The organism is Arthrobacter sp. AD-310 (assembly GCF_054656615.1).
Window position 1 is genome coordinate 39,015 of the sequence record NZ_BAAHNO010000016.1, and the last position, 25,980, is coordinate 64,994.

The following is a 25,980-nucleotide window of genomic DNA, read 5'->3' on the forward strand; positions in this document are numbered from 1 at the left end:
GGATCAGGCGAGGGCTATGGCCAGGTCCGGGGGGATTGGCGACAGGGCGAGCGCACCCGCTGCTGAGGCCATGCGGACAGAGCCAGCCTTGTCAGAAGCGCGCAGCAGTGCCTGCGCATGCTCCAGATCGACAAAGAAGCCCAGGGAACACGGCCCATAATGTGTCTGGACCCACTTCACCGCTTCGCCTGCTGCCGTGGTCAGTTCACCGCCCACTCGGGCAGACGCGTTGTCGAGCGTCGAGACCGATGCGGCTCCGCCCGATTCGTCAACGGTGATGATCATGCTGGTCCAAAGGACGTTGTTCTCAAAGACACATACAACGGCCGAGGAACCGACGGCCACGAATGTCCGGACGGCCAGGGCGAGATCATCGACTGCTTCTTCGCTGGGAAGGAGCAACGCCAGATTTGCCCACTGGTCGCAGTGAACATTGCGACGCCTGAAACGGGAATCGAGCGCAAGTGCATCTGCAACGGTGCCAGGCATCCGCACTCCTTTCCTCGTTGAAATCGTTCCTTCGTAAACGCTAACGGAGGACCGTGAACGTTTACGGACTTGATCGTAAGCGTTTACGATGTTGAGTGTCAAACTTCACATCCGACGGTCTGTAAGGCCTGGACACCGTTGGCCGCCGTAGGATGGGGACGCGTAGAAGTCCGATCCCAAACAGGTCACGGGGCGGTGCGGGACAGGAGAGAGCATGGCAGATGCTGCAATTCCGGGAGGGGCGAAGGTACGGCGCCCGGAGACCCCGCTGCGCCGGAAGCCGACCATCAACGATGTGGCACAAGCCGCCGGAGTTTCGTTTGGGACGGTCTCACGGGTGCTCAACAACGCGCCGGATGTCAGTGCCGCAACCCGTAAACGGGTCCTGCAGGTCATCCAGGACATCGGCTATCGCCGGAACAGGGCTGCGACCGCGCTGGTCACCAACCGGTCGACCTCCATCGGAATAGTCACTGATGGGTCGCCCCGCTTCGGCCCTGTCGGGACGCTGATGGCCCTGGAGAACATCGCCCGAAAAAAGGGCTACGCCACAACCGTGGTCAGTGCCGAGGAGCCCTACAGCGAATCAGTGCAAGCGGCTCTGGACACCCTCGATGACATCGGCGCAGGGGGAATCATCGTCATCGCACCTCTGGTGGACATGGCGGCGGCTGTGTGGAACGCGTCATGCCGGGTGCCGGTGGAAATGATTGCCGCCGGGGCTTCGTCAACCCCGAATGTTTTTACCTACTCCGAGAACCAGGAGCTCGGCGCACGGCTGGCCACCCAACATCTCATCGACCTGGGCCACACGGACATCGCCCACGTCGCCGGCTCCATGGACTGGTTCGACGGACGGGTCCGCAAGCGCGGCTGGGAAGCCGCGCTGCGCGATGCCGGGCTTCGACCCGGGTTATGCCTGGAGGGGGACTGGAGCCCCCGCTGGGCCTATGAAACCGGCCTCCGGCTGGTCCGCGAGGACAGGATCCCCCAGGCGATCTTCGCGGCCAGTGACCATACCGCCCTCGGGCTTATACGTGCATTCGCTGAAAATGGAGTCCGCGTCCCGGAGGACGTGAGTGTCGTCGGCTTCGACGATATCGAAGGCTCAGACTATTTCCTGCCGCCCCTGACCACTGTGCGGCAGGACTTCACCGCGTTGGCGCTTATGAGTATGGAAGTGCTGATTGGTGCAATGGAGGGGCGGGAGGTAGACCGTACACCCATCCCACCGACACTGGTTGTACGCAACAGCTCCATTCAAGCCACATCTGCCAGGGTCCGTCCCCGAAAAGACACATAACCTCTTTCTGGCGCGGTGCAAAGCCAGTCAACTGGACTGGCCGAGGCTGACGACTAGGTTGATCGCCACTGCGACGACAAAGGTGCCGAAGAAGTAGGAGAGCAGAGCGTGTCCCAGTGTGATCCTGCGGGAGGGCGTGGAGGACTCGTTCACGTTGCTTGCGTTGTATGACATACCGATTGGCGAGCACCACGCCGAGAGCTGCCAGGATCGCCGCGGCCACGCCAATGAAATCCTTCTGTTAGCTGCGGATCAAGGCAAAGACGACCGCCACGATACTGGCGAAGGTGGCGCCGATGATGAGGGTGTCAACGAGTCTTCGAGATCGCCCTTCATGGCGGGCGAGTTCACCCGTGGCCTCCGGACCAGCGGGCCATGCTTTAGACCATGACCAGGCCAGGAAGACGCAGCCGGCGACAGACCATCCGATCAAGGGCGCGAGCTCGGGAGCACCGAGAAGCACCGGAACAAGTGCGATCACTGTACCGATGATGGCCGAAATTAGAGCCTTGCGATCAATGTGTGACATTGCAGAAGCTGCCCTTCAAACGATTGCCCGGTGCAGGGACTCCAGCCGCGGTGCCCACATCGCATAGGTCACCGCGGCAGGAATTGCGGCGCACGTTGGTGTGCCGTTATCGCTGGGCTTCCGCCGCCGTTGCGGAACGGGCGTCAGGCTGTCTGCGCTCCTTCCGCAACGTCTTATAGGCCGCTGCGAGCCCTGCGGCGGCCAGCACCCACGGGCCGGCCACGATGATCGGGTCCATCCACTGGTGGTTGGTGTCGGCGCGTTTTTGTCCGTAACGGGATTGGATGGGGTGGTGCGAGAATTCGCTGAGCACCCCGGTTTCGGTGACGGGGTTATCGGGCCGCAAGGTTGCAAGGGACTTCAGATGGTGTTCCGTGGCGTCCACGCGGTCAGCGGCGACAAGCAGGAGCCAGTGCGCGGCCCGGCCTTCGCTGTATTTGTAGGCGTATTTCCGGATTGCGCCCGAGAGCCCGGCGGGAGGGGTGGAGGTTCCGAAGACCGGAGGGAGGAAGGCGTGCTCGACGGAGCGTTCCCGGGGCCATTTTTCGGGTTGGCGTTCAGGGAAGTCCCAGCGGGCGCCGGTCTGGATCCCGGGTTGCTCCCGGGGGTAGGAGGGCCGGTCGGCCGGGTCGAGGTCAGCGCCCCATCCCGGGATCCGGGCCCGCAGCGAGTCCGCCGATTCCATCGGCTTGCGCTTTTCGGCGATGTACGGGGTAGGTGTTTCAGTCATGATGGCCTTCCCTTCAGGACGCGTTGGCGACAACGAGCGGCTTGATGATGTTGTCCAGCTTGGCGGAGAAGATGTGGTAGCCCTCGGCGATGTGCTCCAGCGGAATACGGTGCGTGACAATGTCGCTGGGCTTCAGGTAGCCGTTGCGGACGTGCTCGAACAGGCGCGGCCACTGGCGCTTCACCGGGCACTGGTTCATCCGCAATGTCAGGCCCTTGTTCATCGCGTCGCCAAACTTCACGGCGCTGAAGATGGGTCCGTACGCGCCCACAACTGACACGGTGCCGCCTTTGCGGACGGAATCGATGGCCCAGTTGAGGGCGATGGGGGAGCCGCCCTGCAGCTTCAGCTTGCTGCTGGTCACGTGCTGGAGGAAGTTGCCGTCCGCTTCGGCCCCGACGGCGTCAATGACGACGTCGGCGCCCAGGTAGTCGGTTTCCTTCTTCAGGTGCACCACAATGTCGTCGTACTCGGCAAAGTTATACGTCTCGGCGTGCGCGAAGGTGCGGGCCTTCTCCAGCCGGTACTCCAGATGGTCGACGACAATGACCCGTCCTGCGCCCATCAGCCATGAGGACTTGGCCGCGAACAGTCCCACCGGGCCTGCACCGAACACCACCACGGTGTCGCCCTCCGCGATGTCCCCCAGCTGGGCGCCGAAGTAGCCGGTGGGGCAGGCGTCGGTCAGCAGGACCGCGTCCTCTTCGTCCATCCATTCCGGAATCTTCGAAGGCCCCACGTCCGCGAAGGGAACACGCACGAATTCTGCCTGGCCGCCGTCGTACCCTCCACAGGTGTGGGAGTAGCCGTAGATGCCGCCCACCGCCGTCGCGTTCGGATTGACGTTATGGCAGTTGGAGTACAGGCCGCGGGCGCAGAAGTAGCAGGAGCCGCAGTAGACGTTGAACGGCACCATGACCCGGTCACCCACCGCCACGTTCTGCACGGAGGAACCCACCTCATGCACCGTGCCCACGAACTCGTGCCCAAACGTCATCCCCACCCGTGTATCCGGCATCATGCCGTGATACAGGTGCAGGTCGGACCCGCAGATCGCGCCCCTGCTGACCCGCACAATCGCGTCGTTCGGGTGCTCGATCTTCGGAATGTCTTTTTCTTCGACCCTTACTTTATAGGGTCCGCGGTAAACCATTGCCCGCATCAGTACCACCTCCTGGAAATTGCTTGTTTCAACATGGAAATTTGCCCTTTCCGGCTTTCTCAGGCTCCGGCAGGGTGGAGGACGACTTTTGTCCAGCCGTCTTCCCGGTTGTCGAAGTTCCTGTAGCCCTCGGGAGCCTCGTCAAGTGTCAACTCGTGGCTCACGATGAAGGAGGGGCTGGCCTTGCCGCCGGCGACGAGGTCGCGCAGGGCACGGTTGTACTTCTTGACCGGGCACTGGCCCGAGCCCATCGTCTGGCCCTTGAACCAGTAGTTTCCGTAGTCGAAGGCCACTTGGCCCTGCTGCTCAAGTTTGTCGGGGCCTCCAGGATCCTGCGGCAGAAATACTCCGACCATGCCCAGGCCGCCGACGAAGCGCACGGAGTCCACAAGCCGGTTCAGGGTCATGTTGGGATGTTCGGTACCGCCGGGATCGTGTGCCTGGTAGCCCACGCATTCGCAGCCCCGGTCTGCGCCGAATCCCATGGTCTGGTCCTTGACGAACTCGACCGGGTCCACTTCCGAGTCATTAACAGGGATGGCGCCGATCTGTTCCGCCAGCTTCAGGCGGTCGTTCTGGCGGTCCACCACCATGACTTTTCCGGCGCCTTTGATGATCGCCGAGTAGGCGGCCATAAGTCCGACCGGCCCGGCACCATAGATGACCACGGAGTCCCCGGGGTAGACCCCGGCCAGTTCCGTGGCGTGCCAGCCTGTGGGGAAGATGTCCGCGAGCATGACGTAGTCGAGTTCTTTCTCCACTGAGTCCTCGCCAAGTCGGAGGCAGTTGAAGTCTCCGTACGGCACACGCAGGTATTCAGCCTGTCCGCCCTGGTAGGGTCCCATATCCGCGAAGCCGTAGGCCGCACCCGCGAGCTGGGGTTCCGGCTGCATGGTCAGGCAGTAGTTGGTGAAGCCACGGTCGCAGTTCTTGCAGAATCCGCAGGCGACGTTGAACGGCAGCACCACACGGTCGCCCACTTTTACTTTGCTCACCGCGGGGCCGGTCTCCACCACCTCCCCGAGGTTTTCGTGCCCGAAGGAACGTCCTGGTTGAAAGCTGCTGCGGCCTTCGTACATGTGCAGGTCCGAGCCGCAGATGTTCGCTGAGGTGATGCGCACCAGCACGTCGGCGGGGTGCTCGATTTTGGCGTCAGGTATTTCCTCGACGCTGACGTCATTCGGTCCTTTGTAAACTACTGCCTTCACTGTTCGCTCTCTTCCTGTGTCCACCCTGCAGGCTGCGCACATCTGTGATCCAGGCGCGCAGTACCCACGTACGTATGCGTGAGCTGCGAGGGAGTGGGATTTGTAAGGACCTCTGAGTCCACCCGGGATGGGCGGGCCTAAGGGAGATGAGGTGGCCGGCTGCCCGGGAAAACCCGGCTGGCTGGCCCCTCCGCTGAAACAGGTAGCTACCCTAGTTAATACTAAGTACCCTTACTATGTATGTCGAGGGAAAGCGGGCCGCAACAATTTCGGGCAGTTCCCTGCCGGCCGTCGAATAGTCAGGCGAGCCAGCGCCACCAGCGCGGCTGCTCCGGTTCCGGCGCCGGTTCGGGCTCCGGCTCCTCGCCCAGGGCCCGCGCTGCCTCGACGACGTCGTCCGCGGTCAGTGCCATGACGGCCTCACGGTCGAGCGCGTCGAGGCTTTGTTCCTCGTCGCGCGACAGCCGCAGGGCCTGCCGGTTGAGCGCCTGCTCGAACAACGTGCGGGCGAAGCGCGCGTTGCCGGAGTCCTCGCCCGCGTGGAGCCCGGTGAAAATGCGGCGCAGCATCTCGTCCGCATCCGGCTCGAGGGTGTACTCGTGCTGGGCCAGCATCTGGTGGAAGATTGTCTGGAGTGCGTCAACGGAATAATCGGGAAACGTGATCTCGCGGGCGAATCGGGAACGCAGTCCGGGGTTCGAGAGCAGGAAGGACTCCATTAGCCGCGGGTACCCGGCCACGATCACGACCAGGCGGTGGCGGTGATCCTCCATCCGCTTGAGCAGGACCTCGATCGCCTCGGGGCCGAAGTCCATCCGGCTGTCCTCCGGGGCCAGCGCGTACGCCTCGTCGATGAACAGGACGCCGTCCAGCGCGCGCCGGATCACCCGGTCCGTCTTGATGGCGGTTTGGCCGACGTACTGTCCCACCAGGCCTGAACGGTCGACCTCAACCAGGTGGCCTTTCTGCAGCAGGCCAACGGCGCGGTACATCTCTGCCAGGAGGCGCGCCACGGTGGTCTTGCCCGTGCCCGGATTTCCCAGGAACACCAGGTGCTGCGATGTGGCCACTTCCGGCAGGCCATGCGCTTTACGGCGTGCCTGGACCTGGAGCAGGGCAACGAGGGCCCGCACCTGTTCCTTCACGGTCTCCAGTCCAACCAGCGCGTCCAGCTCGGCCTGCACCTCGGACAACGGCCGTGCCGGCCCAGGCCTCGCGCCGATGAGGTCGCCGACCAGGTCGTCGACGCGCTCGGAACCGGGCAGCTTGAGCTGATCGGCCAGGTGGCCGATGGTTTCGCGTAGGTCCTCGAGCGGGTTGCGGCTGGCAGCCATGCATCAACTGTAGTACCCGACTCCCCGGCCGGGACGGGATTGCCGACACGTCTTCCCCGGTTAGGGCCAAAGCCTCTGACCCGGCACCGCATGCTGTGTTTGCCTTGATGCCATGGAAAGCCGGCGTGCAACCCTGCAGGCGGTAAAAGCCTTCCACACCTTGGCCTGGTTCAGCATCGAGGCCTGCATGGCCTACCTGCTCTATGCGGGGTTCCGTAAAAGGACAGACCGGCGGGTGGCCATGGCGGCGGCGGTTGTAGGCGGGGAGACCCTGGTGTTTGTGGGCAACGGCTTCCGGTGCCCGCTGACCCCGCTTGCAGAGCGCCTGGGTGATCCCCATGGTTCCGTCACGGACATTTATCTGCCCCGCTGGTTCGCCCATAACCTGCCCGCAATCCATGTACCGCTCCTTGTCCTGGCCATCGCCCTCCACACAAGGAATGCCAGGCGCGCGCGGCAGGATAGTGCAGGATTGGACGCGCGGGCTGCCACCGGTCAGCGCGACGCCGAGTACCAGATCAGCAGCATGGTCACGAAGAATCCGGTGACGTAGTTCAGCCACAGGAACCGTTCCCATCCGCGGTGCGCCTGATCTGAAGTCTGGTCGGTCACGGCCGCGAAGGGCAGGATGTTGAGCGCATAGGGGAGTGCCAGCAGGGATGCAAGCGGTCCCGGCCAGGGCGTGAACAGCAGGAGCGCGCCGCTCACCAGATAGGCGGCGACCGCGAAGCGGACGGTGGCACGGGCACCGACGACGGTTGCGACCGATCCGATGCCGCCGGCCCGGTCGGCGGCGACATCCTGCACCGCGCCGAAGGCGTGGCTCGCAACGCCCCACAGGAAGAACGCCCCGAGCAGGGCCAGCAGCGGGGCTGTGAATTCCGCCTGGGCCAGCACCAGGCCGTACAGGGCCGGGCTCACGAAGTGGCTGCTGGACGTGGCCGAATCAAGGAATGGCCGCTCCTTGAACCTCAGCCCAGGCGCACTGTAGGCGACCACCGCGAAGACGCTGACGGCGAGCACCAGCCAGGACCAGGGATTGCCCAGCAGGACCAGGGCCGCGAGGAACGGCAGGTTGGTGGCAATCGCCGCCCGAAGCGTGGTGGCATGCATGGTCCGGTCCAGCACCGCCCCTTCCACGCCTCCCTTGCGCGGATTCCGCAGGTCCGATTCATAGTCGAAGACGTCATTGATGCCGTACATCGCCAGGTTGTACGGCACCAAGAAGTACAAAGTCCCGACCATCCAGGCAAGATCGATCTTTCCCGCAGCCAGGAGGTAGGCCGCGGCAAAAGGGTAGGCCGTGTTCACCCACGACAACGGGCGGGAGGAGAGCAGGAGCATTCGGAACGTTTTCATGGCCGCCTCCTGGACGCCCGGGCCTTCGCGCTGCGGTCCAGCAGGATCCACAACCCCGGCAGCAGCAGGACAGCGGCAACGGGGTAGGAGAAGTCCTCCAGCGGGGCAAGCCCCAGCATCATCCCCGAGATCATCCCGGGCGCATACGTGAAGAGCCCCGCGGCGATCATCAGGTTGTCGAACACCACCGTCAGGACAAGGACGACGGCGGCCGCCGCACCCGCCGCTGCCAGCGCCACCCTGCGTTCCTTGTGCTTGAGCCTGATGCCCGCCGCGGTCCCCACGGTAAGCGCCGCAAGCAGGAACACCGCGTTAAGTGCCCAGTAAGTCATGAACGCTCCTCCACTTTTTCGCGGGGCACCGGCTGCTCCTGTACGAACCGCCGGAACAGCTGAAACAGGTTCATCACCAGGTAGCACAGGAAGACCAGGAAGACCGGTTCCTCCAGCGGAAGCTCCGGCGCCAGCTCAATCCCGATCGTTTCGTTGTGGCCCCGGAAGAAAATGCCCAGCCAGATCCCGGCCACATCCCACGCGAGGAAAAACACCAGTCCCGCGGCCAGCACCACAGCCGCACGCCGGGCGTCCTGCCAGAAAAACAGCCGCAGGCGCTGGTCCAGCAGCACCATGCAGCCCAGCGAGAGCAGCAGGAACACGAGGTAGGCCGCCGCGATCATGCCTGTGCCGCCCGCGCCGAACGAAGCGGCACCGGAAGCGGGCCCGTGCTGGTGTCGCCGCGCAGCCGCTTGAGGACCAGTTCGGCGCTGATCAGGCACATGGGGATGCCGATCCCCGGGATGGTGGACGCCCCCGTGTAGTACAGCCCCTGCACCTTGCGGCTGATGTTGCCCGCGCGGAAAAACGCGCTCTGCTTCAGCGTGTGTGCCGGCCCCAGCGATGTGCCCTTCCATGAGTGGTAGTCCCGCTCGAAATCCGCTGGACCGTACATCCGCCGCAGCACAATGCGCTCGGCGAGGTCCGGGATCCCCGCCCGCCCGCTGAGCTGTGCGATGACGGCGTCGGCAGCTTTCTCCAGCCGCTCATCACCGCTGCCGCCCAGCCCTGGATCCGGCGGAATGGGGACCAGGACGAACACATTCTCATGCCCGGCCGGCGCAACGCCGGCATCGGTGGCGCTGGGCTTGCATACGTACATCGACGCCGGCTCCGGGAGGAACGTGGCCTTGCCGAAGATCGCCCTGAAGTTCTCCTCCCAGTCCGCGGTGAAGAGCAGCGTGTGGTGCTGCAGCTGCGGCAGTTCCCCCCGAACACCGAGGTACAGGAGCAGGGCGCTGGGCCCGGCGGTCCGCCGCGACCAGTACCGCTCCGGGTAGGTCTGCAGGCTCCGGGGGAGCAGGCCGGTTTCGGTGTGGTGCAGGTCCGCGGCGGAAACCACGACGTCGGCCGGCAGGCTTTCTTCCGCGCCGGCACCAGTGCGGTACCTCACCCCGCGCACCACCGCCGGGCGGCGGCGGGACGTTGTGGGCGTCGTCTCGATCTCCAGGACTTCGGCGTCCGTCCTGATCACCACTCCGGCGTCCCGGGCCTGCTTTTCCAGAGCCTCCACCAGCCGGGCGAAGCCGCCCATCGGGTAGTAGACGCCCACGTCCAGGTCCAGGTGGCTCATCAGGTGGTACATGCTCGGCGCCGTGAAGGGCGAGGCGCCCAGGAATACGGCCGGGTACTCCAGGATCTGCTGCAGGCTGGGGTTTCTGACGTACCGGCGTGCGTAGTTGTGCAGCGGCTCCAGCAGCAGGCGGGCCAGCCGGGGGAGTCGGGTCAGCACGTCCGGCACCAGCAGCGGGGCGAAGGACTGGAAGGTCGGGTAGAGGAAGCGGCGCTTGGCCATGGCGTAGGCTTCCGCCGCGGAGTCCAGGTACTTCTCCAGCCGGGCGCCGGCACCAGGTTCCAGCCGCTCAAACAGCTCCACCACGCGGGAGCGCCCGGCCGGGACGTCCACCGGCCCACTGGATCCTTCGGAGATGAGCCGGTAGCCGGGGTCCAGCTTCACCAGGTCCAGCTGTTCATCCGCCCTGGTCCCCAACAGCCGGAAGTAGTGGTCGATGACTTCCGGCATCAGGTACCAGGAGGGCCCGGCGTCGAACCAAAACCCCGCCTCGCCGAACGTATGCGCCCGCCCGCCCACGGCACTCTGCTTCTCCAGCACCGTGACGCGGTGCCCCTCCGTGGCGAGCAGGGCCGCCGTCGCCAATCCGCTGATACCGGCGCCAATCACAACGACTGCCTGCCCCGGCCGTCCGGATTCGTCCACTGCAGGATTCCTCACTGTGCGGCCACGTTGGCAGGCACGGGGCCGGCAGGTGTGCGCCCGCGCCTGCCGGTGAGGACCGCGGCGGCGATCTTCAGCTTCACGGGGGTGGGGACGCTGATCCGGGTCCTGATCAGGTCGGGCGCGGGGGTGAGGCGGATCCGCACGGCAAGTTCGGCGAAGAGTTCCTGGGCCAGGGCCACTGCCAGCCGGCTGGACGGCGGCAGGCCGCGCAGGACGGCCCGCGACTCGTGCAGGTCGTGCTCGACGTCCGCCAGGAGCCGCGCCTTGTGTGCTTCGTCAAAGTTGGCGGGCGAGACTCCGGGAAAGTAGCTGCGGCCCAGGGAGGTGAAGTCCTCGGCCAGGTCCCGGAGGAAGTTGATCTTCTGGAAGGCTGCACCCAGATGCCGGGCGCCCCGCTCCAGCCGCACCCGTTCCTCTGCGCTGACCGGATGCCCATACAGGAAGCATTTCAGGCACATCAGGCCCACAACTTCCGCAGATCCGTAGACGTAGCGGGCGAAGGACTCCGGGGTGTGTTCGGCCTGGTCCAGGTCCGCCCGCATGGAGGCGAAGAAGGGCTGGGTGAGGTCGGTGCCGATTCCGGTCCGCCTGGCAGTGTCCGCGAAGGCGTGGACCACCAGGTTGGTGCTGTAGCCGGTTGCCAGGGCGTGCTCGGTTTCCCGCTCGAACCCGTCCAGCTGGCGCCGGCTTTCCTCCGGTGACAGGCCCGCGGCGGAGGCTACGCCGTCGACGATTTCATCGGCAACCCGCACCAGGGCGTACACCGAATCCACCTGGCGGCGCACGCTATCGTCGAACAGCCGGGATGCCAGCCCGAAGGAACTGGAGTAGGCCCGGAGCACCACACCGGAGGACTTAAGGGCGGCCGCGGTGTAATCGGCCAGCGCATCGCGGTTCCGCTTCATGCGCCGAGGCGATCTGTGACCAGGCGGGACAGGGGAGTGAGGCCATTCCGCAGGGTCTCCGGGATGAGGGGCCGGGCCAGGACATCCAGCGCACGCTCCGTGAGTTCCGCGACGAGCTTCAGGGTCTTGTCCCGGGCGCCGGAGGCCACCAGCAGGTCACGGATCTCTGCCGCATCCCTGGCCGTGAGGTCCTGGGACAGCAGTTCCTTGATCCGGGCCCACTGGGGCTGCTCCGCGGCGTACGAGATCAGCGCGGTGCGCTTGCCCTCCCGAAGGTCGCCCCAGCCTGTCTTGCCGGTGCTGGTCTCATCGCCGAAGGCACCCACCAGGTCGTCTGCTACCTGGTAGGCGGTGCCGATGCTCCGCCCAAACTGGCCCAGGGCCTCCACGATGCTGTGGCCGGCGCCGGCCAGGACGGCTCCCGCGCGCAGCGGCACGTCGAAGGAGTAGACGGCCGTTTTGAGCTTGGACATCTCCAGGACTTCATCCACGGCCTGGGGCAAGGGGTCCAGCGGGGCCAGCACATCCAGGAGTTCGCCGGCCGCCGATGCCATGATGGCATCGTCCAGCAGGTCGCCCAGCTTCTGCCGGGTGGCCAGGTCAACGTCCGCTTCGGCGAGGAGCCGGTGGGCGTTGGACAGGGCCAGGTCGCCCGCGATCACGGCCGCCGAGAGCCCCGTGTGCACGGCCCGGTCCTCACTGCCTTGGGTTGAGGCCAGGCTGCGGTAGGCGCCCGCGATGTTGGGGACGCCGCGGCGGATGAAGTCCCGGTCAACTACGTCGTCGTGCACAATCAGGGCGGTATGCAGCAGTTCGAAGGACGCGGCCACGGTGGCCGCCGCCGTCCTGTCGGTGCCGCCCAGCAGTGCATGGACGGTCATCACCAGCCGCGGCCGGAAACGCTTCCCGCCGTCAAGGGACGATTCAAGGTGTTGCCACAGGGCGAGGTATTGCGGGTGCATCGCCCCGGCCCGGGACTTTGCCCTGGCAAAGAAGGAAGCCAAAACGTCATTGACCACGCGGCCATCATCAGTGTGCGCCGTTGTGGTCCCCGTATCCATAGCTAAAGTAAACACGGGCACCCATGGGAGGGCAATTGAACGGTAAAGCTGAGCAGGTGGTCCTGGCCGCCGATGACGGAACACCCATCGGCGTCGAGGACAAGGTCCGGGTGCACTCCTCCACCACCCCGCTGCACCTCGCCTTTTCGGCCCACGTGTACGACGACGACGGCCGCATCCTGATTACCCGCCGTGCCCTGTCCAAGCTGACCTGGCCGGGCGTCTGGACCAACTCCTTCTGCGGGCACCCCGCCCCCGGCGAGGGCCTTGAGGACGCGGTGCGGCGCCGGGGCGAGTACGAACTGGGTGTCCGCCTGGACGGCGTGGAGTTGAAGGTGCCGGACTTTCGGTACCGGGCCACTGACGCTTCCGGGATGGTTGAAAACGAAATTTGCCCCGTCTTCACCGCGCGTGCCGCGTCCCCGCTTGAACCGCGCGCCGACGAGGTCATGGAGTGGCAGTGGACCGATCCCGCCCTGATCAGCGCCGCAGTGGCCGCCACGCCGTGGGCCTTCAGCCCGTGGCTTACCCTCCAACTGCCCCTGCTTTATCCGGAGCGGTTTGGCCGGACTTAGGGCTTGCTTCCGGCCGCGCGTCCCTTTCGCTGAAATGCACGACGGCGCCGCTCCCGTCCCGCCTTCAACGTTTCTTTCCAGCGCTCCCAGGGCGGCGCCTGGCGCCAATGGATGCCCAGGGTGACGAAGGCGCGTTTGAACCGCCGCCGCGCCGCGGCGCCGCCGGCAAGTGCGCGCGGGGAGATGCCAACCCGCAGCGAGGGATCGTACGCCGTGCGCCGGGCGGGGTCGAGCGCAAAGCCGAGGTCGACGTCGTCGTGCACGTTCGGGTTCAGGCGGTTGACCTTGGTGCTGGCCTGCGCCCAGTCCTCGCCCCGGAAGGCGCAGTTCGATCCGAAAGGCGGCCAGTGGCCCATCGCAGCCGCCATGAGGATGAAGTAGGCCTGCATGTAGGCGATTCCGGCGAGGCGGCTGCGGATCCTGCCGGTGCCGTAAAAGACGCCGGGGCCCGTGAGGAGCGCCAGGTCGGGTTCGCGGCGGAAGCGTGCTTCTATCTGCTCAAGCCAGTCGGCAGGCGGAATGCTGTCGGCGTCGCACCGCACAATGACGTCCCCGCGGGCGGCGTCGTAGCCGGCGGAGGCAGCGGCCGCGATCCCGGACGCTGCCTCATAAAGAACCCGGGCGCCGTGCCTGGCAGCGATCCGCGCAGTGTCATCAACGGAGTTGTTGTCCACCACAATGACTTCCAGGGGAGCCAACGTCTGCGACTCCAGGGCCTGGAGGCAACGGGACAGAAGCTGGCCGTCATCCTTGCAGGGGATGACGACGGAAAGGGACGGCATGCCCTGATGCTAGCCGGTCTTCTTTAAAGACAGCGCGGCCGCTGCGCCCGCACAGTGCGGGTGGTGCAGCGGCCGCTACAGCCGGCCGGGAGGGAACTCCCTGCCTAGGACAGGCTGTTGAGGTAGCCGTTCGGGTCCAGGACGTACTTCGTGGCGGCCCCGGCGTCGAATTCGGCGTATCCGCGCGGAGCGTCAGCGAGCGAGATAGCCGTGGCGTTGACGGCCTTGGCGATCTGGATCCTGTCGTGCAGGATCGCCATCATCAGCTGCCGGTTGTACTTCATTACCGGGCACTGGCCGGTCGCGAAGGACAGGGACTTGGCCCAGCCGGTGCCGAGGGACAGGGACAGGCTGCCCTTCTTGGCGGCCTCGTCGGCTGCTCCCGGATCACCCGTGACGTACAGGCCGGGAATGCCCACGGATCCGCCGGCCGTGGTGATGTCCATCAGCGAGTTGAGCACGGTGGCCGGCGCCTCCTGGGCGCCGTGGCCATGGCCGCGGGCTTCAAACCCGACGGCGTCGATGCCGGCGTCGACTTCCCGGACGCCAAGGATCTGCTCGATCTGGTCCGCCGGGTCGCCGTTGGCCACGTTGACAGTTTCGCAGCCGAAGGACCGGGCCTGGGCCAGGCGGTCCTCGTTGAGGTCGCCGACGATGACCACGGCGGCACCGAGCAGCTGGGCGCTGGCGGCGGCAGCAAGCCCCACGGGGCCGGCCCCGGCAACGTAGACGGTGGACCCGACGCCCACACCGGCCGTGACGGCACCATGGAAACCAGTGGGGAGGATGTCCGAGAGCATGGTCAGGTCCATGATCTTTTCCAGGGCCTGGTCCCGGTCAGGGAAGCGCAGCAGGTTCCAGTCCGCGTAGGGGACCAGGACGTACTCGGCCTGGCCGCCCACCCATCCACCCATGTCGACGTAACCGTAGGCGGAGCCGGGGCGGTCCGGGTTCACGTTGAGGCAGATCCCGGTCTTGCGCTCCTTGCAGTTGCGGCAGCGGCCGCAGGAGATGTTGAAGGGGACTGAGACGATGTCCCCGACCTTGATGAACTCGACATCGGGTCCGGTCTCGATGACTTCACCGGTGATTTCGTGGCCCAGGACGAGGCCGGCCGGGGCGGTGGTGCGGCCACGGACCATGTGCTGGTCCGACCCGCAGATGTTGGTGCTCACGGTGCGCAGGATGACCCCGTGCGGGACCTTCCGGCCGACGTTGATGGGGTTAACGCCCGGGCCCTCCCGAAGTTCGAAGGTGGGGTACGGGGTGTCGATGATTTCAACAATTCCAGGTGCCTTGTACGCAACGGCTTTGTTACCTGACATGGAATGGCTCCTATGGTTGGCGATTGGACCTCCCGGAGGGCCTGGTGCTGGTCGCACCAGGCCTTCCGGAGGGCAGTAGGTGTCAGTTTGGTGGTGCAAGTGGGGTCATCGGCAACGGGTGCGGCTAGGCATCAATCACCATGTCGGTCTGCGCCGTGGAGCAGCAGGGCAGGAACTTGCCTGCGTCGATTTCCCGTTTGCGGATACCGCCCTGGTGGTTCATCTCGATTTCCCCGGAAAGCTTGACGACCTTGCAGGAGCCGCACATGCCTTCCTTGCAGTTGGCGCCGATGCGGACACCTGCGCGCTGCGCCACCTCGAGGATGTGCTGGTCGGGATCAATCCGCACGTTGACGCCTGTGCGCAGGAAGGAGAGGGTGAGGCTTCCCGTTCCCACGGTGTCAAAGCTCGAGGCATCGGGGGTCACGGCCTCGGGCTCCGCGTCCGCACGGCCCCCGGCCGCGGGCGCCTCCGTGTCGACCGTCTCCAGCGGCAGCCCTGTGGCCTCGAGGGGTCCGTCGGCGTCGTAGCCGGGCTCGTAGAGTCCGAACGCGCTGGGCTGGCCTTCGTAGTAATCTTCGGCGGACTCGGCGATCTCCTCAGCAATTTCCTCGGCGATATCCGATGCAAGCGCGATCTCTGCCTGGTACTCAAGGAGTGTCTGGCGGTCGCCCGAGAAGAACTCCATGTAGATGGAGGTGTCGTCGACGCCTACCTTCTGGAGGAGCTCGGTGGCGCTGTTCAGATATCCCTCGGGGCCGCAGGCGTAGACCTGGCGGCCGTTGGCGTCGGGAGCCACCTGATCAAGCATGGCCGCCGTCAGTCTTCCGGTGAGCCCTTCCCATCCGTCGGGCTTGCTGCGGTCGCCCAGCGAGTAGAAGACCCTGATCCGCGAGTCCACGGAGGCGATGTAGGCCAGCTCCTGGTGGAAGGCGAAGCCCCCGGCTTCCGCCCCGTGGTAAAGGACCACCACATCGGCGTGTCCGGGCAGGGAGTGGATGGTCCGCACCATGGACATGATGGGGGTGATTCCGGCGCCGGCGGCCAGCAGGAGGTAACGTGCCCGGCGGTCGGCGTCGGGCAGGTGGAACGCCCCGACGGGTCCGAGCATGTCCAGGACGGTGCCGGGCTTGACGTTCTCGTGCACCCATGGGGAAACCAGGCCGGTTGGGTCGCGCTTGACGCTTATGCTGAACGTCCACGGTTGCGTGGGCGAACTGGACAGGGAGTAGCTGCGGTCCACCGGATCCTGGTCCTCACCGTTGACCGGAAAGGCGACGTTTACATACTGGCCGGCACGGAAGGCCAGGGGTGCGCCGTCGGTGCGGCGGAACACGAAGGTCATAAGGCCGCCGGCCTCCACAACGGTCTCCACGCATTCGGCCATGAACTCCTGCGGGTGCCAGGGGCCCAGTGCGTGGGCAGCCCGGGCTGGCGCCTCGGTGCTGCCCATGACCCTGTTCCACGGCATCTCAAGACCGCGAATGCGCTGTGGTTCCTGGATCACCGTTTCAGTGAGGAGTTCTGTCATGCCAAGTGCTCCTGAACGCGCTGCGTGTACCAGTTGATGAATGCCTCGACCTGGTATTCGCTCTTCATGTACGGACCAGGCTCGTAGGCCGGGCTGGCAGCGCCCTGCTGGCACAGTTCGACGAACGCCTTGTCCTGGATGTTGGTCTGCTTCCAGGTGTAGGTAAGCTTCTCCAGGTCGTAATCGACGCCTTCTTCGGCGTCGTCGGCCACCAGCCAGGTGGTGCGGACCAGCGACTGGTGCTCGTTGATGGGGAAGACGCCGAACGTGATGACGTGGTCGCCCAGGAAGTGGAACCAGCTGTTGGGCTGCAGGTGCATCGAGCAGCGTCCCAGGCGGAAGTCCGGCAGGTCGCCCAGCAGCTTCTTGGAGAGCCGGCGCCCGTCGGCCGAGAACGACTCGCCTTCGCCATCCAGGGATTCGCGTGAGATGCGGATGCCGGCGATGCGGGTGTCAAGCTCCTCGACCACTTCGTAGGGCAGGCCGTAGCGGCGGCAGCGCTCCTCCAGGGAGGACTGGGCATTCTTGTTGCGGTCCCATACTTCCTCAAGGTGGGGAGGAATCAGCCCTTCCGTGAGGCCCCATGTCGGGAAGAGGGAGCAGGCGAGTTCCGGGTGTCCATCGCAGTGGTAGCACTCACGGTTGTTCTCCATGACGAGCTTCCAGTTACCCTCTTCGATGATGTTCTGCTGGTAGGCAATCTTCGTCTTGGAGAGGTCGTGCGGGGCCAGGTAGGGCTCGAAGATCTTCGAGGTCTCGTCGAAGTCGGCAGGCGGTTCGTCAGCGATGCAGACAAAGATGAGTCCGGCAACCTCGCGGCTGTGGGCACGCTTGAGGGCGAAGCAGTTCTTGTCGAACTTGGCCTCGCCGGGAGCGGAAGCGTGGATCAGGTTGCCCTCGGGGGAGTAGGTCCAGGAGTGGTAGCCGCAGACGAGGTTGCCGGTGGAGCCGGCAGCTTCGGTCAGGACACGCGCCCCGCGGTGGCGGCAGACGTTGTGCAGGACGTTGACATCGCCTTCGTCCGTGCGGAGGACGATCAGGGAGTAGGGGCCGTAGTCGACCGTGATGTAGTCGCCCGGCTCCGGCAGCTCGGCAACGCTGCCGGCGAAGATCCAGTGCTGGCCGAAAATTGCCTCCATGTCGACCTTGAAGATTGCGGGGTCGGTGTAGAAGGGGGCATCGAGGGAATACCCCTTGCGCCGGAAGGCAAACAACTCGGTGATCTCAGCCAGCTGCTCTGCAGGCAATGAAGTAGCGAGTTTTCCGCGCGAATTGAGGGGCACGTTCACTGAAGTAGTCATCTGTTTCCTCCCGGTAGGGCTGGGTAGTTTGCGGGTCGGCGTTGTCGAAGACGTCTTGTGGCCATGCGATCAGGGAGGATCGGCCTGCGGCAGAACCGCGAGGCCGAGAGAATAACCGTAAGCGTGTGACGCAACATCAATCACCATGTGCAACAGTGTGACGCCTGCCACCCATGGTGTCAATCCACTACGAAAACGGCAGAAAGTTACGGGCGTCACGTAGGCGCAGCCATGCGGACACGCCGCGCACTTGCCGGTTGCGCATGGCACGAAAAGCTAGCGTGGTATTGCCCGATATTGCTTGTAAGGACTCCCGTAATCATCCGTTCCGCCACCCCGCCCCTGACCGCCCTCGCAGCACTGGTTCTTGCCGTGTCCCTGACCGGCTGTGAGGCTGCAGCCAACGCCCTCGAATCCATCGACAACAGCCCGGGCACGGCCTCAGCCAGTGACGTTGCCGCCGCCATCGTCCATTTGGAGAACATCCCGGTGAAAGGCCGTGCCCCGAAAACCGGCTATACCCGTGACGCGTTCGGCCCGGCTTGGGCGGACACCAACCACAATGGCTGCGACACCCGCAACGACATCCTCGCCCGCGACCTGGCCGGGGAAACATTCAAGGCCGGGACGAATAACTGTGTGGTCACCTCGGGAACCCTCGCAGACAAATACACCGGCACAACCATCAGATTTGTCCGCGGCCAGGACACCAGCTCTGACGTCCAGATCGACCACATCGTCGCGCTAAGCGACGCGTGGCAGAAGGGGGCACAGCAGCTCAGCGTGGACCAGCGCAAGGAACTTGCCAACGACCCGCTGAACCTCATGGCAGCTGACGGCCCAACCAACAGCGCCAAAGGCGACAAAGACGCCGCCACCTGGCTGCCGCCGAACAGGTCCTTCCGCTGCGAATACGTTGCACGCCAGACCGCGGTGAAGGCCAAGTACAGCCTCTGGGTCACCCAGGCAGAGCACGATGCCATTGCCGGTATCCTCGACGGCTGCAAGTAGATCCGTGCCCCGGTCAACCGCTTCCGGCCGGCGGGCCGGTAGGCTCGGAGCATGGTGGTTCAAGATTCCCGGGGCAACGCCACCCGGAATATCGACAAGGAATTAAGCCGGCGCCGCGGCTGGATCCTGACTGTCGCCGTTGGCTTCGCCCTGCACATTCTGAGCATCGTTATTGGGCTGAAACCAGCGGGGGAGTTGTGCGGCAGTCCGATGCTCCCGAACAGCGGTCAGGCTGAACTGTCCGACGCGCAGCTGTCCACCACCGGTCTTGCGGCGCAGTGCTACCGGGACATTGCCTCGGCCGCGGTGCCCGTCTGGATCATGATGGGCCTGGGGATCTGCCTGGTCCTGGCGGGCGTGGCCGTCCGGATCGTCGGTATCCGCCGGCACGCGGCGGCTCAGGGAGCGTAGCAGCCGGGTCTACGCCAGGGACGCGGCCAGTGTGGCGCAGGCGTTTTCGCATTTGCGGCAGGCTTCAGCGCAAAGGCGGCAGTGCTCATGCATTTGTGCGTGCTGTTCGCACTCCGCGGCGCATACCCGGCATACCGTACGGCAGGCCTCCAGGACGGCCCTGAGGACTTCCGCGCTGGCGCTGGTTTGGCGGGTCAGGATGGCCCCGGTGGCTGCGCAGATATCCGCGCAGTCCAGGTCGGTCCTAATGCAGCGGGCCAGATCTGCCACCATGTCCTCACTGAGGCATGCATCGGCACAGGCGGTACAGGCCTGGGCGCATTCAAGGCAGGCTGCGATGCACTCGGCCAGCTTTTCCTTGTCCACCCCCTGGCTTCCGGCGGGGTGGGTTTCGATCATCCGGCCAATGTGGTGGGTCATCACCAGCTCCTTGCGTCGTGGTCCCTGACACAGCCCACCCTAGACCCGGACCGGGCCTGTGTCACCCGCGCGTTGCCGCCCGGCGACCGGCAGGAACAGCCTCAGTTTCCTCCGTAGCGGCTGAACGTGGCTCCGCCGTCGCTGGAGTGCACAATTCCTTCGGCCGTCGCGGCCCAGACGGCCGCCGGGCCACCAGCTTTCAGAGCTGTCAGGGCCTGGACCGTGCCTTCGATCTGCCCGGCAGGGGCCCAGGTGGCTCCAGCGTCCGCTGACGTGTGCACTTTGCCGCCGGGCGCGATCCCCACGACGTCGGTGGCGCTGGCGAAAGCGGCGAACTGGATCACCGGCGCGGCGGTGTTCAAGGTCCAGGTCTTTCCGCCGTCGGTGGACCGCCGGAGTCCGTCGGTGGTGGTGGCGAGGACGGTGTCGGCGGCGGGGTGTCCGGCAAGGGCGAATGGCGTGAACCCGGGATCTGCAGCACTCCAGGTTGTCCCGTCGGCGCTGGCGCGCAGGGTTCCGTCGAAACCGAGAACCCCTGATTTGCTGGTGGTCAGGGCATGGAAGTCTGATTCTCCCTGGCGCGACAGTGGTTCCCAGGTTTTGCCGCCGTCGCTGCTTCTCAGCAGGCCCATGGGGTTGGGCAGGGTGGAATCCGGTCCAGGGTGGCCGGAGGCGTAGAAGACGCCTGGCTCCGCCGCAGGGGTAAATCCCATGAAGTCATTGGGGGTGCCTATCCTGGCACCCGGAAACCCGGTGACGTTAAAGAGACCTTCGTGTGTTGCCAGGAACAGTTCACCGGTCCGGGCGTCGACGGCGAGGCCGTGCGCGTGGGAGCCAGGCGGTTCGCCGCTGGTTGTGTGGGTGTCTGCCGTGCCGGCGGGGCCTGGGGATGCGGAACATCCGGACAAGGCGATGACGACGGCGGCCGCTGCGGCCAATACAAGCCGGCGCGGGGCGGGGGCTGGAAAGGGCAAAGATGCCTCCAATGGGCTGGGGCCGCGGCTGTCCGCGGGTATCAGGGGGTTCTCTTCTCCAACGTACCGGGACTTGGGAGGGTTTCCTGCCCGGCAGGGGCGAGGGGCCGTGCGGGGCGGGCGGTGCTGGCCTCGGGCGTCCCGGGCCGGGGGAGCCGGAGCCGCTTGAGCAGCAGTGCGTTGACGGCCACCAGGAAGCTGGAACCGGACATGGACAGCGCTGCGATTTCAGGGCTGAGGACAATCCCGGCGAAGGCAAACACGCCGGCGGCGATCGGCAGGGCGATGGTGTTGTACCCCACGGCCCAGCAAAGGTTCTGCCGCATCTTGCGAAGCGTGCCCTTGCCGATGCGCAGGGCAATGGGAACATCCAGGGGGTCCGAGCGCATCAGGACGACGTCGGCGGTTTCGATGGCGACGTCGGTGCCGGCGCCGATGGCGATGCCCAGGTCTGCCTGGGCGAGCGCCGGGGCATCGTTCACGCCGTCGCCAACCATGGCGACCTTCCTGCCGGCGGCCTGCAGTTCAGCGATCTTGGCCGACTTATCCCCGGGGAGGACCTCGGCGATGACGGTGTCGATTCCAAGCTGCCCGGCGATCCGCCGGGCGGTTGCCTCGTTGTCGCCGGTGAGCATCACGACTTCAACGCCGGCCTCGTGCAGCGCCGCCACCGCCGGGGCTGCGGTGGCGCGGGCGGCGTCGGCCAGCGCGATGACCCCGGCGGCCTGGCCGTCCACGGCCACGAGGACAGCGGTGCGGCCGGTGCCCGCAAGTTGGTCGCGCACCGCCGACAGGCGGCCGAGGCCGATGCCCTCGTCCGACATGAGCTTCCGGTTGCCCACCAGTACCCGGTGGCCCTCCACCATGGCTCCGGCGCCGTGGCCGGGGACGTTCCTGAAACCGGTCGCCTGGAGCGGTTCAATACCTTCCTGGCGGGCATGCCGGACCACGGCTGAGGCGAGGGGATGTTCGGATTCCTGCTCAACCGCAGCGGCCAGTGCCAGCAGTGCGGAACGGTCGATGCCTTCGACGGCGACGTCGGTCACCTCCGGTTCGCCCTTGGTCAGGGTTCCGGTTTTATCCATCACCACGGTATTGATCCGCGCGGAAACTTCCAGGGCAGTGGCATTCTTGAAGAGCACCCCGCGTTTGGCGCCGAGGCCGGTGCCCACCATGACGGCGGTAGGGGTGGCCAGGCCGAGGGCATCGGGGCAGGTGATGACTACGACGGTGATGGCGAACAGCAGTGCAGTCTGCACTCCTGCTCCGGCGGCCAGCCATGCGATAAACGTCACGCTTCCGCCGATCAGGGCGACGAACACCAGCCAGAATGCGGCCCTGTCTGCCAGCCTTTGCCCGGGAGCCTTCGAATTCTGTGCCTCCTGCACCAGCGCCACGATCTGAGCCAGGGCGGTGTCCGCCCCCACCTTGGTGGCGCGGACCCGCATGGTTCCCGTGGTGTTGATGGACGCGCCGATGACGTCCGATCCGGGCGCCTTGGTTACGGGGAGGCTTTCGCCGGTGACCATGGATTCATCCACTTCTGACTGGCCGTCCTCAACGACGGCGTCGACCGGGATTTTGGCTCCGGGCCGGATCAGCAGCAGGTCTCCCGTCCGGACCTCGGAGGTGGGGATTTCCACTGTTTCCCCGTCGCGGATGACCAGCGCTGCCGGCGGCGCGAGTTCGAGCAGGGTCCGGATGGCCTCATTCGCGCCGCCACGGGCACGCATTTCGAACCAGTGGCCCAGCAGCACGAAGGAGGCCAGGACCGTGGCGGCCTCGTAGAAGACCTCACCACCACCGGTGAACGTGATCCAGACGCTGTAAAGCCATCCGGCGCCGATGGCGATCGCCACCAGGACCATCATGTCCAGGGTCCGGGCACGCAGCGCCCGGTAGGCGCCGTCGAAGAAGATCCACGCGGAGTAGAAGATGACCGGCAGGGACAGGATCAGGGCCACCACGTCGTCGCGCAGGCCAAATGGAGCAGGGACGGTAAAGCCGAACATGTCCCGGCCCATGGGTGACCAGAGGGTCACCCCAACGGAGAGGAAAGCCGCCACGAGGAACCTGTTGCGCATGTCCCTGACCATGTCGTCCATGGACATGCCCGCGTGATGCCCGCCGTGCCCCATCATGTCCTGCGGGGTATGGGCCATGTGTTCGTGCGGGGCCGGCTGCCCGCCGGGGCGACTGCCGTCGTCGTGCCTGTGCTCATGTACACGTGGGGCGGCGGGGGCCTCCTGCGCCGGGTAGCAGATGTGGTCGGGGACAACTTCTCCCCTGCAGTGGTAGCCGCAGTCCTGTACCCAGCGGGCGATCTGCCCGACCGAGGTCACCGAAGGGTCGAAGCTGACTGTCGCTGTCTGTGCCACGGCATTCGCCTCAACGGCTTCCACGCCCGGCCTCCGCATCAGGACCTGTTCGACGGCGGCCTTGGAGGTGGCCCAGTGGAGGCCACCTACTTCCACCACGGTGCGCTTGATTGTTGATGCCACGGTTCCTCCTTCAAGTGCTGCTGTCGGCTGGAGGAGGCGGGGCGGGGCAAGGGAGCCGTTGTTCGCCTTCTGCGGGACCTTCAACGCGTAAGGGCGGTCGCCTGGACGTCATCTTCCGCTTGTCGCCAACATATACCGCCGGTAGGTACTCCCGAGTGGTGCCTGGAGGGCCTGCGTAATGGATTTTGCCCAGCTCTGCTCCCTGGCAACAGGGTCTTTCGTCACCGTCGCAACAGGGGGGAGTCAAAGCGCGAGCTGGCGAAGGTGGCACTGGCTGATCAGGTCGGCAGCTTCATCAAGATCGTCGGTACAGCGCAGCAGCCGCAGGTCCCCGGGGGCGATGAAGCCTTGGTCCTGCAGTTGCGTGCGGATCCAGGACACCAGCCCGGACCAGTGGCGGGCGCCAATCAGGACGACAGGAAATTCGTGGATCTTTCCGGTCCGGACGAGCGTCAGCGCTTCAAAAAGTTCATCCATGGTGCCGAAGCCGCCAGGAAGCACAACAAAAGCGGAGGCGTAGCGCACAAACATGATCTTCCGTGCGAAGAAGTACCGGAAGGTCATGGATATGTCCACGTAGGCGTTGACGGATTGTTCGTGGGGCAGTTCGATGCCGAGGCCGGCGGATATGCCGCCCGCTTCGAGCGCGCCGCGGTTTACGGCTTCCATCAGGCCCGGCCCGCCGCCGGTCACCACGGTGAAGCCTTCGACGGCCAGCCTGGCACCAAGGGACCGGGCTGCGGTGTAGAGCGGATCGTCCGGGCCGGGCCGTGCGGACCCGAAAACGGCGACAGCCTTGCCGATTCGTCCGGACAGCAGCTGGAAACCTGCCTCGATCTCCGCCCGAATCCTTTCCAGCCTGGCCGGGTCCCCGGCGGGATCGGCCAGGACCGCCAGGAGTTCCTCGTCAGTCATCCTCATGGGGAGAACGTTCCTGCGTGCATCCTGCAGTGCTGGTCATGCTCTCCTGGTTCTTCGCTGATCAGGCGGCCGTCCTCGATGGTGATGACGCGCTTGGCGGCCGTGCGAAGCCGCTGGTCGTGACTGACAATGATGACGGCCCGACTCTCCCGGCAGGCGGTTTCGCAGAGCAGCAGGGTCACGTCCTGCCCGGTTTTGGCGTCAAGGTTTGCGGTGGGTTCGTCGGCGAGGATCAGGCGTGGGTCGTTGGCAAGGGAGCGGGCGATGGCCACCCGCTGCTTTTCTCCGCCCGACAGGTCCCGGGGCAGGTTTTTGAGCCGGTGCCCGAGCTGAAGCTGGTTTAGCGCGGCGCGGGCCTGCCCGCGGGCCTGTTTCCGGGGCACCCCGGCCATGAGACGGGGAAGCATAACGTTTTCCTCTGCGGTCAGGGCGGACAGCAGGTTGAAGGTTTGGAAAACGAAGCCGAACTCCTTCAAGCGCAGCCGGGACAGCTGCGCGGGGCCGAGGGCGGAGGTGTCCTGGCCCGAGATGAGGATCCTGCCCGCGGTGGGGGACATCAGCGTGCCAATCATGGACAACAGCGTGGTTTTGCCGGAGCCCGAGGGTCCCATGACCAGGACGATGTCGCCGGCGGCAACGTCAAGGGATACGTGGTCCACGGCGGTGACCGCGGTGTGGCCAGCGCCGAAGGTCTTTGATACCTCCTGGACCGAAACGACGTTCATGACCGGAAGACCTCGGCCGGGTCGATGCCGGCGAGCCGGTGCACGGGCAGCAGCGAGGACACCACAGCCATGCCCACGGTGACGGCGAAGATCCAGGCGGCGTCTGCCCAGCGGATCTCCGTGATGAATTCGGGCACAAAACTGCCCGCGCTGGCATTAATGGCCAACGCCAGGGCCGCGCCGACGGCGTAACCTAGCACGGCCGCCGTCACCGCCTGCTGGACCACCACGGTGTAAAGCTGGCGGTTGCTCACGCCGATGGCTTTCAGGACGCCGTATTCGCGCGCCTTTTCAATCGTGGAGGTGAAAATAGTCAGGCCGATCACTGTCATGCCAACGGCTATCCCGATCAGCAGCAGGACCAGGATGATGGGCAGGAAGGTGTCACGGACGATGTTTGTGTTGTTGTCCACGAACCGGTCCTTGGTGATGGCATCCACCGCAGGTTCGGTTTCGATCCGTTCCGCGACCGCAGCCGCGTCCGCTCCTTCCTGCACGGTGACGAGGAAGAAATTCGTGGCGCCGGGCAGCTGGAGGATATTCTCGGCGTCGCTCTTGGTGGCGAAGGCGAACGAGAAGCTGAGGATGTACCCGCCGTCGGAATACCCCGCGACTTTCAGCGGCCTGCCGGCCACCTCCAGCGTGTCTCCAATCCTGATGTCCTCGCTCCGCCCGACCGTGCGGTCGATGATGATTTCGCCGTTTTCCGGTACGGCTTTGCCTTCCACCACGCGGGCGGGAGCGCCGACACCGTTTTGCGTGTCGTCGGCGATGACGTAGAAGTTGATGTCCTTGCCATTGTGCGCAACAGCCACCCGGCGTCCGCTGAAGGGCTTGGCCGTGGCCACCCCCTCCACGCCTGCCAGGAAATCCCGGAGCTTCAGCGGCAGCACGGACGGGGTGTGGAACATGTCCGTGGCTCCCGTTTGGGTCACCCAGTAGTCGGCCGGAACGGTGCGGATGTATTCGCCGATCTTGTGGCTCCAGCCCTGGTAGAGGCCCTGGATGCTCATGATCAGCAGGACGCTGAACGCAACCCCGCCGACGCTGATCAGCAGCCGGGTTTTCTCCTGGACCAGGTTCCTTACCGCCAGGAACAGCACGGCGTGCCTCCTGGCCATGTCCACAGGT

General features: G+C 65.5%; 28 protein-coding genes. 5 read left to right on the forward strand and 23 right to left on the reverse strand.

Annotation, left to right across the window (positions count from 1 at the left end; genetic code table 11):
* Nucleotides 1-3: 3 nt before the first annotated feature.
* Entirely contained in the window at nt 4-489 is a 486-nt protein-coding gene (locus tag ACYQ1Z_RS11095; RefSeq protein ID WP_459792577.1) for a hypothetical protein, read from the reverse strand.
* A gap of 214 nt (nt 490-703) precedes the next feature.
* On the opposite strand from ACYQ1Z_RS11095, the gene ACYQ1Z_RS11100 reads away from it, so the two are divergent.
* Nucleotides 704-1,792, forward strand: coding sequence for a LacI family DNA-binding transcriptional regulator (locus ACYQ1Z_RS11100; protein WP_459792578.1), 1,089 nt, complete (start codon nt 704-706; stop codon nt 1,790-1,792).
* 27 nt (nt 1,793-1,819) lie between these two features.
* On the opposite strand, the gene ACYQ1Z_RS11105 is transcribed toward ACYQ1Z_RS11100, so the two are convergent.
* The 6 genes from ACYQ1Z_RS11105 to ACYQ1Z_RS11130 all read right to left on the reverse strand — a co-directional run bounded on the left by ACYQ1Z_RS11105 (nt 1,820) and on the right by ACYQ1Z_RS11130 (nt 6,755).
* Nucleotides 1,820-1,966 (reverse strand): DUF1345 domain-containing protein, encoded by a 147-nt coding sequence (locus ACYQ1Z_RS11105; protein ID WP_459792579.1) that lies wholly within the window; start codon nt 1,964-1,966, stop codon nt 1,820-1,822.
* Between the two features lie 67 nt (nt 1,967-2,033).
* Complete coding sequence (locus ACYQ1Z_RS11110) at nt 2,034-2,321, reverse strand: DUF1345 domain-containing protein (RefSeq protein WP_459792580.1); 288 nt, start codon at nt 2,319-2,321, stop codon at nt 2,034-2,036.
* 106 nt (nt 2,322-2,427) lie between these two features.
* Nucleotides 2,428-3,051 carry a hypothetical protein gene (locus ACYQ1Z_RS11115; RefSeq protein WP_459792581.1) on the reverse strand — a complete coding sequence of 208 codons (624 nt, stop codon included), beginning with the start codon at nt 3,049-3,051 and terminating at the stop codon, nt 2,428-2,430.
* A gap of 13 nt (nt 3,052-3,064) precedes the next feature.
* Entirely contained in the window at nt 3,065-4,213 is a 1,149-nt protein-coding gene (locus ACYQ1Z_RS11120) for a zinc-dependent alcohol dehydrogenase (protein WP_459792582.1), read from the reverse strand.
* Between the two features lie 59 nt (nt 4,214-4,272).
* Nucleotides 4,273-5,421: a glutathione-independent formaldehyde dehydrogenase gene (locus ACYQ1Z_RS11125; RefSeq protein ID WP_459792583.1), complete on the reverse strand. Its 1,149-nt coding sequence runs from the start codon at nt 5,419-5,421 to the stop codon at nt 4,273-4,275.
* A 299-nt stretch (nt 5,422-5,720) separates the two neighbouring features.
* Nucleotides 5,721-6,755, reverse strand: coding sequence for an AAA family ATPase (locus ACYQ1Z_RS11130; RefSeq protein ID WP_459792584.1), 1,035 nt, complete (start codon nt 6,753-6,755; stop codon nt 5,721-5,723).
* Nucleotides 6,756-6,867: 112 nt separating this feature from the next.
* Between ACYQ1Z_RS11130 and ACYQ1Z_RS11135 the strand changes: the two genes are divergently transcribed.
* Nucleotides 6,868-7,308: a hypothetical protein gene (locus ACYQ1Z_RS11135; protein WP_459792585.1), complete on the forward strand. Its 441-nt coding sequence runs from the start codon at nt 6,868-6,870 to the stop codon at nt 7,306-7,308.
* Here ACYQ1Z_RS11135 and ACYQ1Z_RS11140 read toward each other — a convergent pair.
* Genes ACYQ1Z_RS11140 through ACYQ1Z_RS11165 form a run of 6 tightly spaced genes read right to left on the reverse strand, consistent with a single transcriptional unit; the run spans nt 7,251 to nt 12,372 of the window.
* Nucleotides 7,251-8,114 carry a prenyltransferase gene (locus ACYQ1Z_RS11140; RefSeq protein WP_459792586.1) on the reverse strand — a complete coding sequence of 288 codons (864 nt, stop codon included), beginning with the start codon at nt 8,112-8,114 and terminating at the stop codon, nt 7,251-7,253. The two genes, ACYQ1Z_RS11135 and ACYQ1Z_RS11140, sit on opposite strands and share 58 nt — an antisense overlap.
* Nucleotides 8,111-8,446 carry a lycopene cyclase domain-containing protein gene (locus tag ACYQ1Z_RS11145; protein ID WP_459792587.1) on the reverse strand — a complete coding sequence of 112 codons (336 nt, stop codon included), beginning with the start codon at nt 8,444-8,446 and terminating at the stop codon, nt 8,111-8,113. Before ACYQ1Z_RS11145 ends, ACYQ1Z_RS11140 begins: the two co-directional genes overlap by 4 nt.
* Nucleotides 8,443-8,790, reverse strand: a complete 348-nt coding sequence (locus tag ACYQ1Z_RS11150) for a lycopene cyclase domain-containing protein (protein WP_459792588.1) — start codon at nt 8,788-8,790, stop codon at nt 8,443-8,445. Before ACYQ1Z_RS11150 ends, ACYQ1Z_RS11145 begins: the two co-directional genes overlap by 4 nt.
* Nucleotides 8,787-10,385 carry a phytoene desaturase family protein gene (gene crtI / locus ACYQ1Z_RS11155; RefSeq protein ID WP_459792589.1) on the reverse strand — a complete coding sequence of 533 codons (1,599 nt, stop codon included), beginning with the start codon at nt 10,383-10,385 and terminating at the stop codon, nt 8,787-8,789. Before crtI ends, ACYQ1Z_RS11150 begins: the two co-directional genes overlap by 4 nt.
* 11 nt (nt 10,386-10,396) lie before the next feature.
* Entirely contained in the window at nt 10,397-11,311 is a 915-nt protein-coding gene (locus tag ACYQ1Z_RS11160; RefSeq protein ID WP_459792590.1) for a phytoene/squalene synthase family protein, read from the reverse strand.
* Nucleotides 11,308-12,372, reverse strand: coding sequence for a polyprenyl synthetase family protein (locus ACYQ1Z_RS11165; protein WP_459792591.1), 1,065 nt, complete (start codon nt 12,370-12,372; stop codon nt 11,308-11,310). Before ACYQ1Z_RS11165 ends, ACYQ1Z_RS11160 begins: the two co-directional genes overlap by 4 nt.
* A 23-nt stretch (nt 12,373-12,395) precedes the next feature.
* On the opposite strand from ACYQ1Z_RS11165, the gene idi reads away from it, so the two are divergent.
* Nucleotides 12,396-12,947: an isopentenyl-diphosphate Delta-isomerase gene (idi, locus tag ACYQ1Z_RS11170; protein WP_459792592.1), complete on the forward strand. Its 552-nt coding sequence runs from the start codon at nt 12,396-12,398 to the stop codon at nt 12,945-12,947.
* Here the strand turns inward: idi and ACYQ1Z_RS11175 are convergent.
* The 4 genes from ACYQ1Z_RS11175 to ACYQ1Z_RS11190 form a co-directional block, all read right to left on the reverse strand.
* Nucleotides 12,944-13,729 (reverse strand): glycosyltransferase family 2 protein, encoded by a 786-nt coding sequence (locus tag ACYQ1Z_RS11175; protein ID WP_459792593.1) that lies wholly within the window; start codon nt 13,727-13,729, stop codon nt 12,944-12,946. The genes idi and ACYQ1Z_RS11175 overlap by 4 nt on opposite strands.
* Before the next feature lie 104 nt (nt 13,730-13,833).
* Nucleotides 13,834-15,054 carry a formaldehyde dehydrogenase, glutathione-independent gene (fdhA, locus tag ACYQ1Z_RS11180; RefSeq protein WP_459792594.1) on the reverse strand — a complete coding sequence of 407 codons (1,221 nt, stop codon included), beginning with the start codon at nt 15,052-15,054 and terminating at the stop codon, nt 13,834-13,836.
* 124 nt (nt 15,055-15,178) lie between these two features.
* Nucleotides 15,179-16,585 (reverse strand): ferredoxin reductase, encoded by a 1,407-nt coding sequence (locus ACYQ1Z_RS11185; RefSeq protein ID WP_459792595.1) that lies wholly within the window; start codon nt 16,583-16,585, stop codon nt 15,179-15,181.
* Nucleotides 16,582-17,886 (reverse strand): aromatic ring-hydroxylating oxygenase subunit alpha, encoded by a 1,305-nt coding sequence (locus ACYQ1Z_RS11190; RefSeq protein ID WP_459792596.1) that lies wholly within the window; start codon nt 17,884-17,886, stop codon nt 16,582-16,584. The genes ACYQ1Z_RS11185 and ACYQ1Z_RS11190 overlap by 4 nt, the downstream gene beginning before the upstream one ends.
* Nucleotides 17,887-18,183: 297 nt before the next feature.
* Here ACYQ1Z_RS11190 and ACYQ1Z_RS11195 point away from each other — a divergent pair, with 297 nt between their 5' ends.
* Together ACYQ1Z_RS11195 and ACYQ1Z_RS11200 are read left to right on the forward strand one after the other, a co-directional pair.
* Nucleotides 18,184-18,897: an HNH endonuclease family protein gene (locus tag ACYQ1Z_RS11195; RefSeq protein ID WP_459792597.1), complete on the forward strand. Its 714-nt coding sequence runs from the start codon at nt 18,184-18,186 to the stop codon at nt 18,895-18,897.
* A gap of 51 nt (nt 18,898-18,948) precedes the next feature.
* Entirely contained in the window at nt 18,949-19,308 is a 360-nt protein-coding gene (locus ACYQ1Z_RS11200; protein WP_459792598.1) for a hypothetical protein, read from the forward strand.
* A 9-nt stretch (nt 19,309-19,317) separates the two neighbouring features.
* On the opposite strand, the gene ACYQ1Z_RS11205 is transcribed toward ACYQ1Z_RS11200, so the two are convergent.
* The 6 genes from ACYQ1Z_RS11205 to ACYQ1Z_RS11230 all read right to left on the reverse strand — a co-directional run bounded on the left by ACYQ1Z_RS11205 (nt 19,318) and on the right by ACYQ1Z_RS11230 (nt 25,970).
* On the reverse strand, nt 19,318-19,728 hold the full coding sequence (locus ACYQ1Z_RS11205) for a four-helix bundle copper-binding protein (protein ID WP_459792599.1): 411 nt from the start codon (nt 19,726-19,728) through the stop codon (nt 19,318-19,320).
* Nucleotides 19,729-19,829: 101 nt separating this feature from the next.
* Nucleotides 19,830-20,702, reverse strand: coding sequence for a F510_1955 family glycosylhydrolase (locus ACYQ1Z_RS11210; protein WP_459792600.1), 873 nt, complete (start codon nt 20,700-20,702; stop codon nt 19,830-19,832).
* A 41-nt stretch (nt 20,703-20,743) separates the two neighbouring features.
* Nucleotides 20,744-23,203: a heavy metal translocating P-type ATPase gene (locus tag ACYQ1Z_RS11215; protein WP_459792601.1), complete on the reverse strand. Its 2,460-nt coding sequence runs from the start codon at nt 23,201-23,203 to the stop codon at nt 20,744-20,746.
* Between the two features lie 243 nt (nt 23,204-23,446).
* Nucleotides 23,447-24,124: an LOG family protein gene (locus ACYQ1Z_RS11220; protein WP_459792602.1), complete on the reverse strand. Its 678-nt coding sequence runs from the start codon at nt 24,122-24,124 to the stop codon at nt 23,447-23,449.
* Entirely contained in the window at nt 24,121-24,849 is a 729-nt protein-coding gene (locus ACYQ1Z_RS11225) for an ABC transporter ATP-binding protein (protein ID WP_459792603.1), read from the reverse strand. The genes ACYQ1Z_RS11220 and ACYQ1Z_RS11225 overlap by 4 nt, the downstream gene beginning before the upstream one ends.
* Nucleotides 24,846-25,970, reverse strand: coding sequence for an ABC transporter permease (locus ACYQ1Z_RS11230; RefSeq protein WP_459792604.1), 1,125 nt, complete (start codon nt 25,968-25,970; stop codon nt 24,846-24,848). The genes ACYQ1Z_RS11225 and ACYQ1Z_RS11230 overlap by 4 nt, the downstream gene beginning before the upstream one ends.
* Nucleotides 25,971-25,980: the final 10 nt, after the last annotated feature.

Bases quoted from the DNA above. Each gene is read 5' to 3' on its own strand.
- ACYQ1Z_RS11095 (WP_459792577.1), bottom strand. From the start codon at position 489: ATGCCTGGCACCGTTGCAGATGCACTTGCGCTCGATTCCCGTTTCAGG.
- ACYQ1Z_RS11100 (WP_459792578.1), top strand. From the start codon at position 704: ATGGCAGATGCTGCAATTCCGGGAGGGGCGAAGGTACGGCGCCCGGAG.
- ACYQ1Z_RS11105 (WP_459792579.1), bottom strand. From the start codon at position 1,966: ATGTCATACAACGCAAGCAACGTGAACGAGTCCTCCACGCCCTCCCGC.
- ACYQ1Z_RS11110 (WP_459792580.1), bottom strand. From the start codon at position 2,321: ATGTCACACATTGATCGCAAGGCTCTAATTTCGGCCATCATCGGTACA.
- ACYQ1Z_RS11115 (WP_459792581.1), bottom strand. From the start codon at position 3,051: ATGACTGAAACACCTACCCCGTACATCGCCGAAAAGCGCAAGCCGATG.
- ACYQ1Z_RS11120 (WP_459792582.1), bottom strand. From the start codon at position 4,213: ATGCGGGCAATGGTTTACCGCGGACCCTATAAAGTAAGGGTCGAAGAA.
- ACYQ1Z_RS11130 (WP_459792584.1), bottom strand. From the start codon at position 6,755: ATGGCTGCCAGCCGCAACCCGCTCGAGGACCTACGCGAAACCATCGGC.
- ACYQ1Z_RS11135 (WP_459792585.1), top strand. From the start codon at position 6,868: ATGGAAAGCCGGCGTGCAACCCTGCAGGCGGTAAAAGCCTTCCACACC.
- ACYQ1Z_RS11140 (WP_459792586.1), bottom strand. From the start codon at position 8,114: ATGAAAACGTTCCGAATGCTCCTGCTCTCCTCCCGCCCGTTGTCGTGG.
- ACYQ1Z_RS11145 (WP_459792587.1), bottom strand. From the start codon at position 8,446: ATGACTTACTGGGCACTTAACGCGGTGTTCCTGCTTGCGGCGCTTACC.
- ACYQ1Z_RS11150 (WP_459792588.1), bottom strand. From the start codon at position 8,790: ATGATCGCGGCGGCCTACCTCGTGTTCCTGCTGCTCTCGCTGGGCTGC.
- ACYQ1Z_RS11160 (WP_459792590.1), bottom strand. From the start codon at position 11,311: ATGAAGCGGAACCGCGATGCGCTGGCCGATTACACCGCGGCCGCCCTT.
- ACYQ1Z_RS11165 (WP_459792591.1), bottom strand. From the start codon at position 12,372: ATGGATACGGGGACCACAACGGCGCACACTGATGATGGCCGCGTGGTC.
- idi (WP_459792592.1), top strand. From the start codon at position 12,396: ATGGGAGGGCAATTGAACGGTAAAGCTGAGCAGGTGGTCCTGGCCGCC.
- ACYQ1Z_RS11175 (WP_459792593.1), bottom strand. From the start codon at position 13,729: ATGCCGTCCCTTTCCGTCGTCATCCCCTGCAAGGATGACGGCCAGCTT.
- fdhA (WP_459792594.1), bottom strand. From the start codon at position 15,054: ATGTCAGGTAACAAAGCCGTTGCGTACAAGGCACCTGGAATTGTTGAA.
- ACYQ1Z_RS11185 (WP_459792595.1), bottom strand. From the start codon at position 16,585: ATGACAGAACTCCTCACTGAAACGGTGATCCAGGAACCACAGCGCATT.
- ACYQ1Z_RS11190 (WP_459792596.1), bottom strand. From the start codon at position 17,886: ATGACTACTTCAGTGAACGTGCCCCTCAATTCGCGCGGAAAACTCGCT.
- ACYQ1Z_RS11200 (WP_459792598.1), top strand. From the start codon at position 18,949: ATGGTGGTTCAAGATTCCCGGGGCAACGCCACCCGGAATATCGACAAG.
- ACYQ1Z_RS11205 (WP_459792599.1), bottom strand. From the start codon at position 19,728: ATGACCCACCACATTGGCCGGATGATCGAAACCCACCCCGCCGGAAGC.
- ACYQ1Z_RS11220 (WP_459792602.1), bottom strand. From the start codon at position 24,124: ATGAGGATGACTGACGAGGAACTCCTGGCGGTCCTGGCCGATCCCGCC.
- ACYQ1Z_RS11225 (WP_459792603.1), bottom strand. From the start codon at position 24,849: ATGAACGTCGTTTCGGTCCAGGAGGTATCAAAGACCTTCGGCGCTGGC.
- ACYQ1Z_RS11230 (WP_459792604.1), bottom strand. From the start codon at position 25,970: ATGGCCAGGAGGCACGCCGTGCTGTTCCTGGCGGTAAGGAACCTGGTC.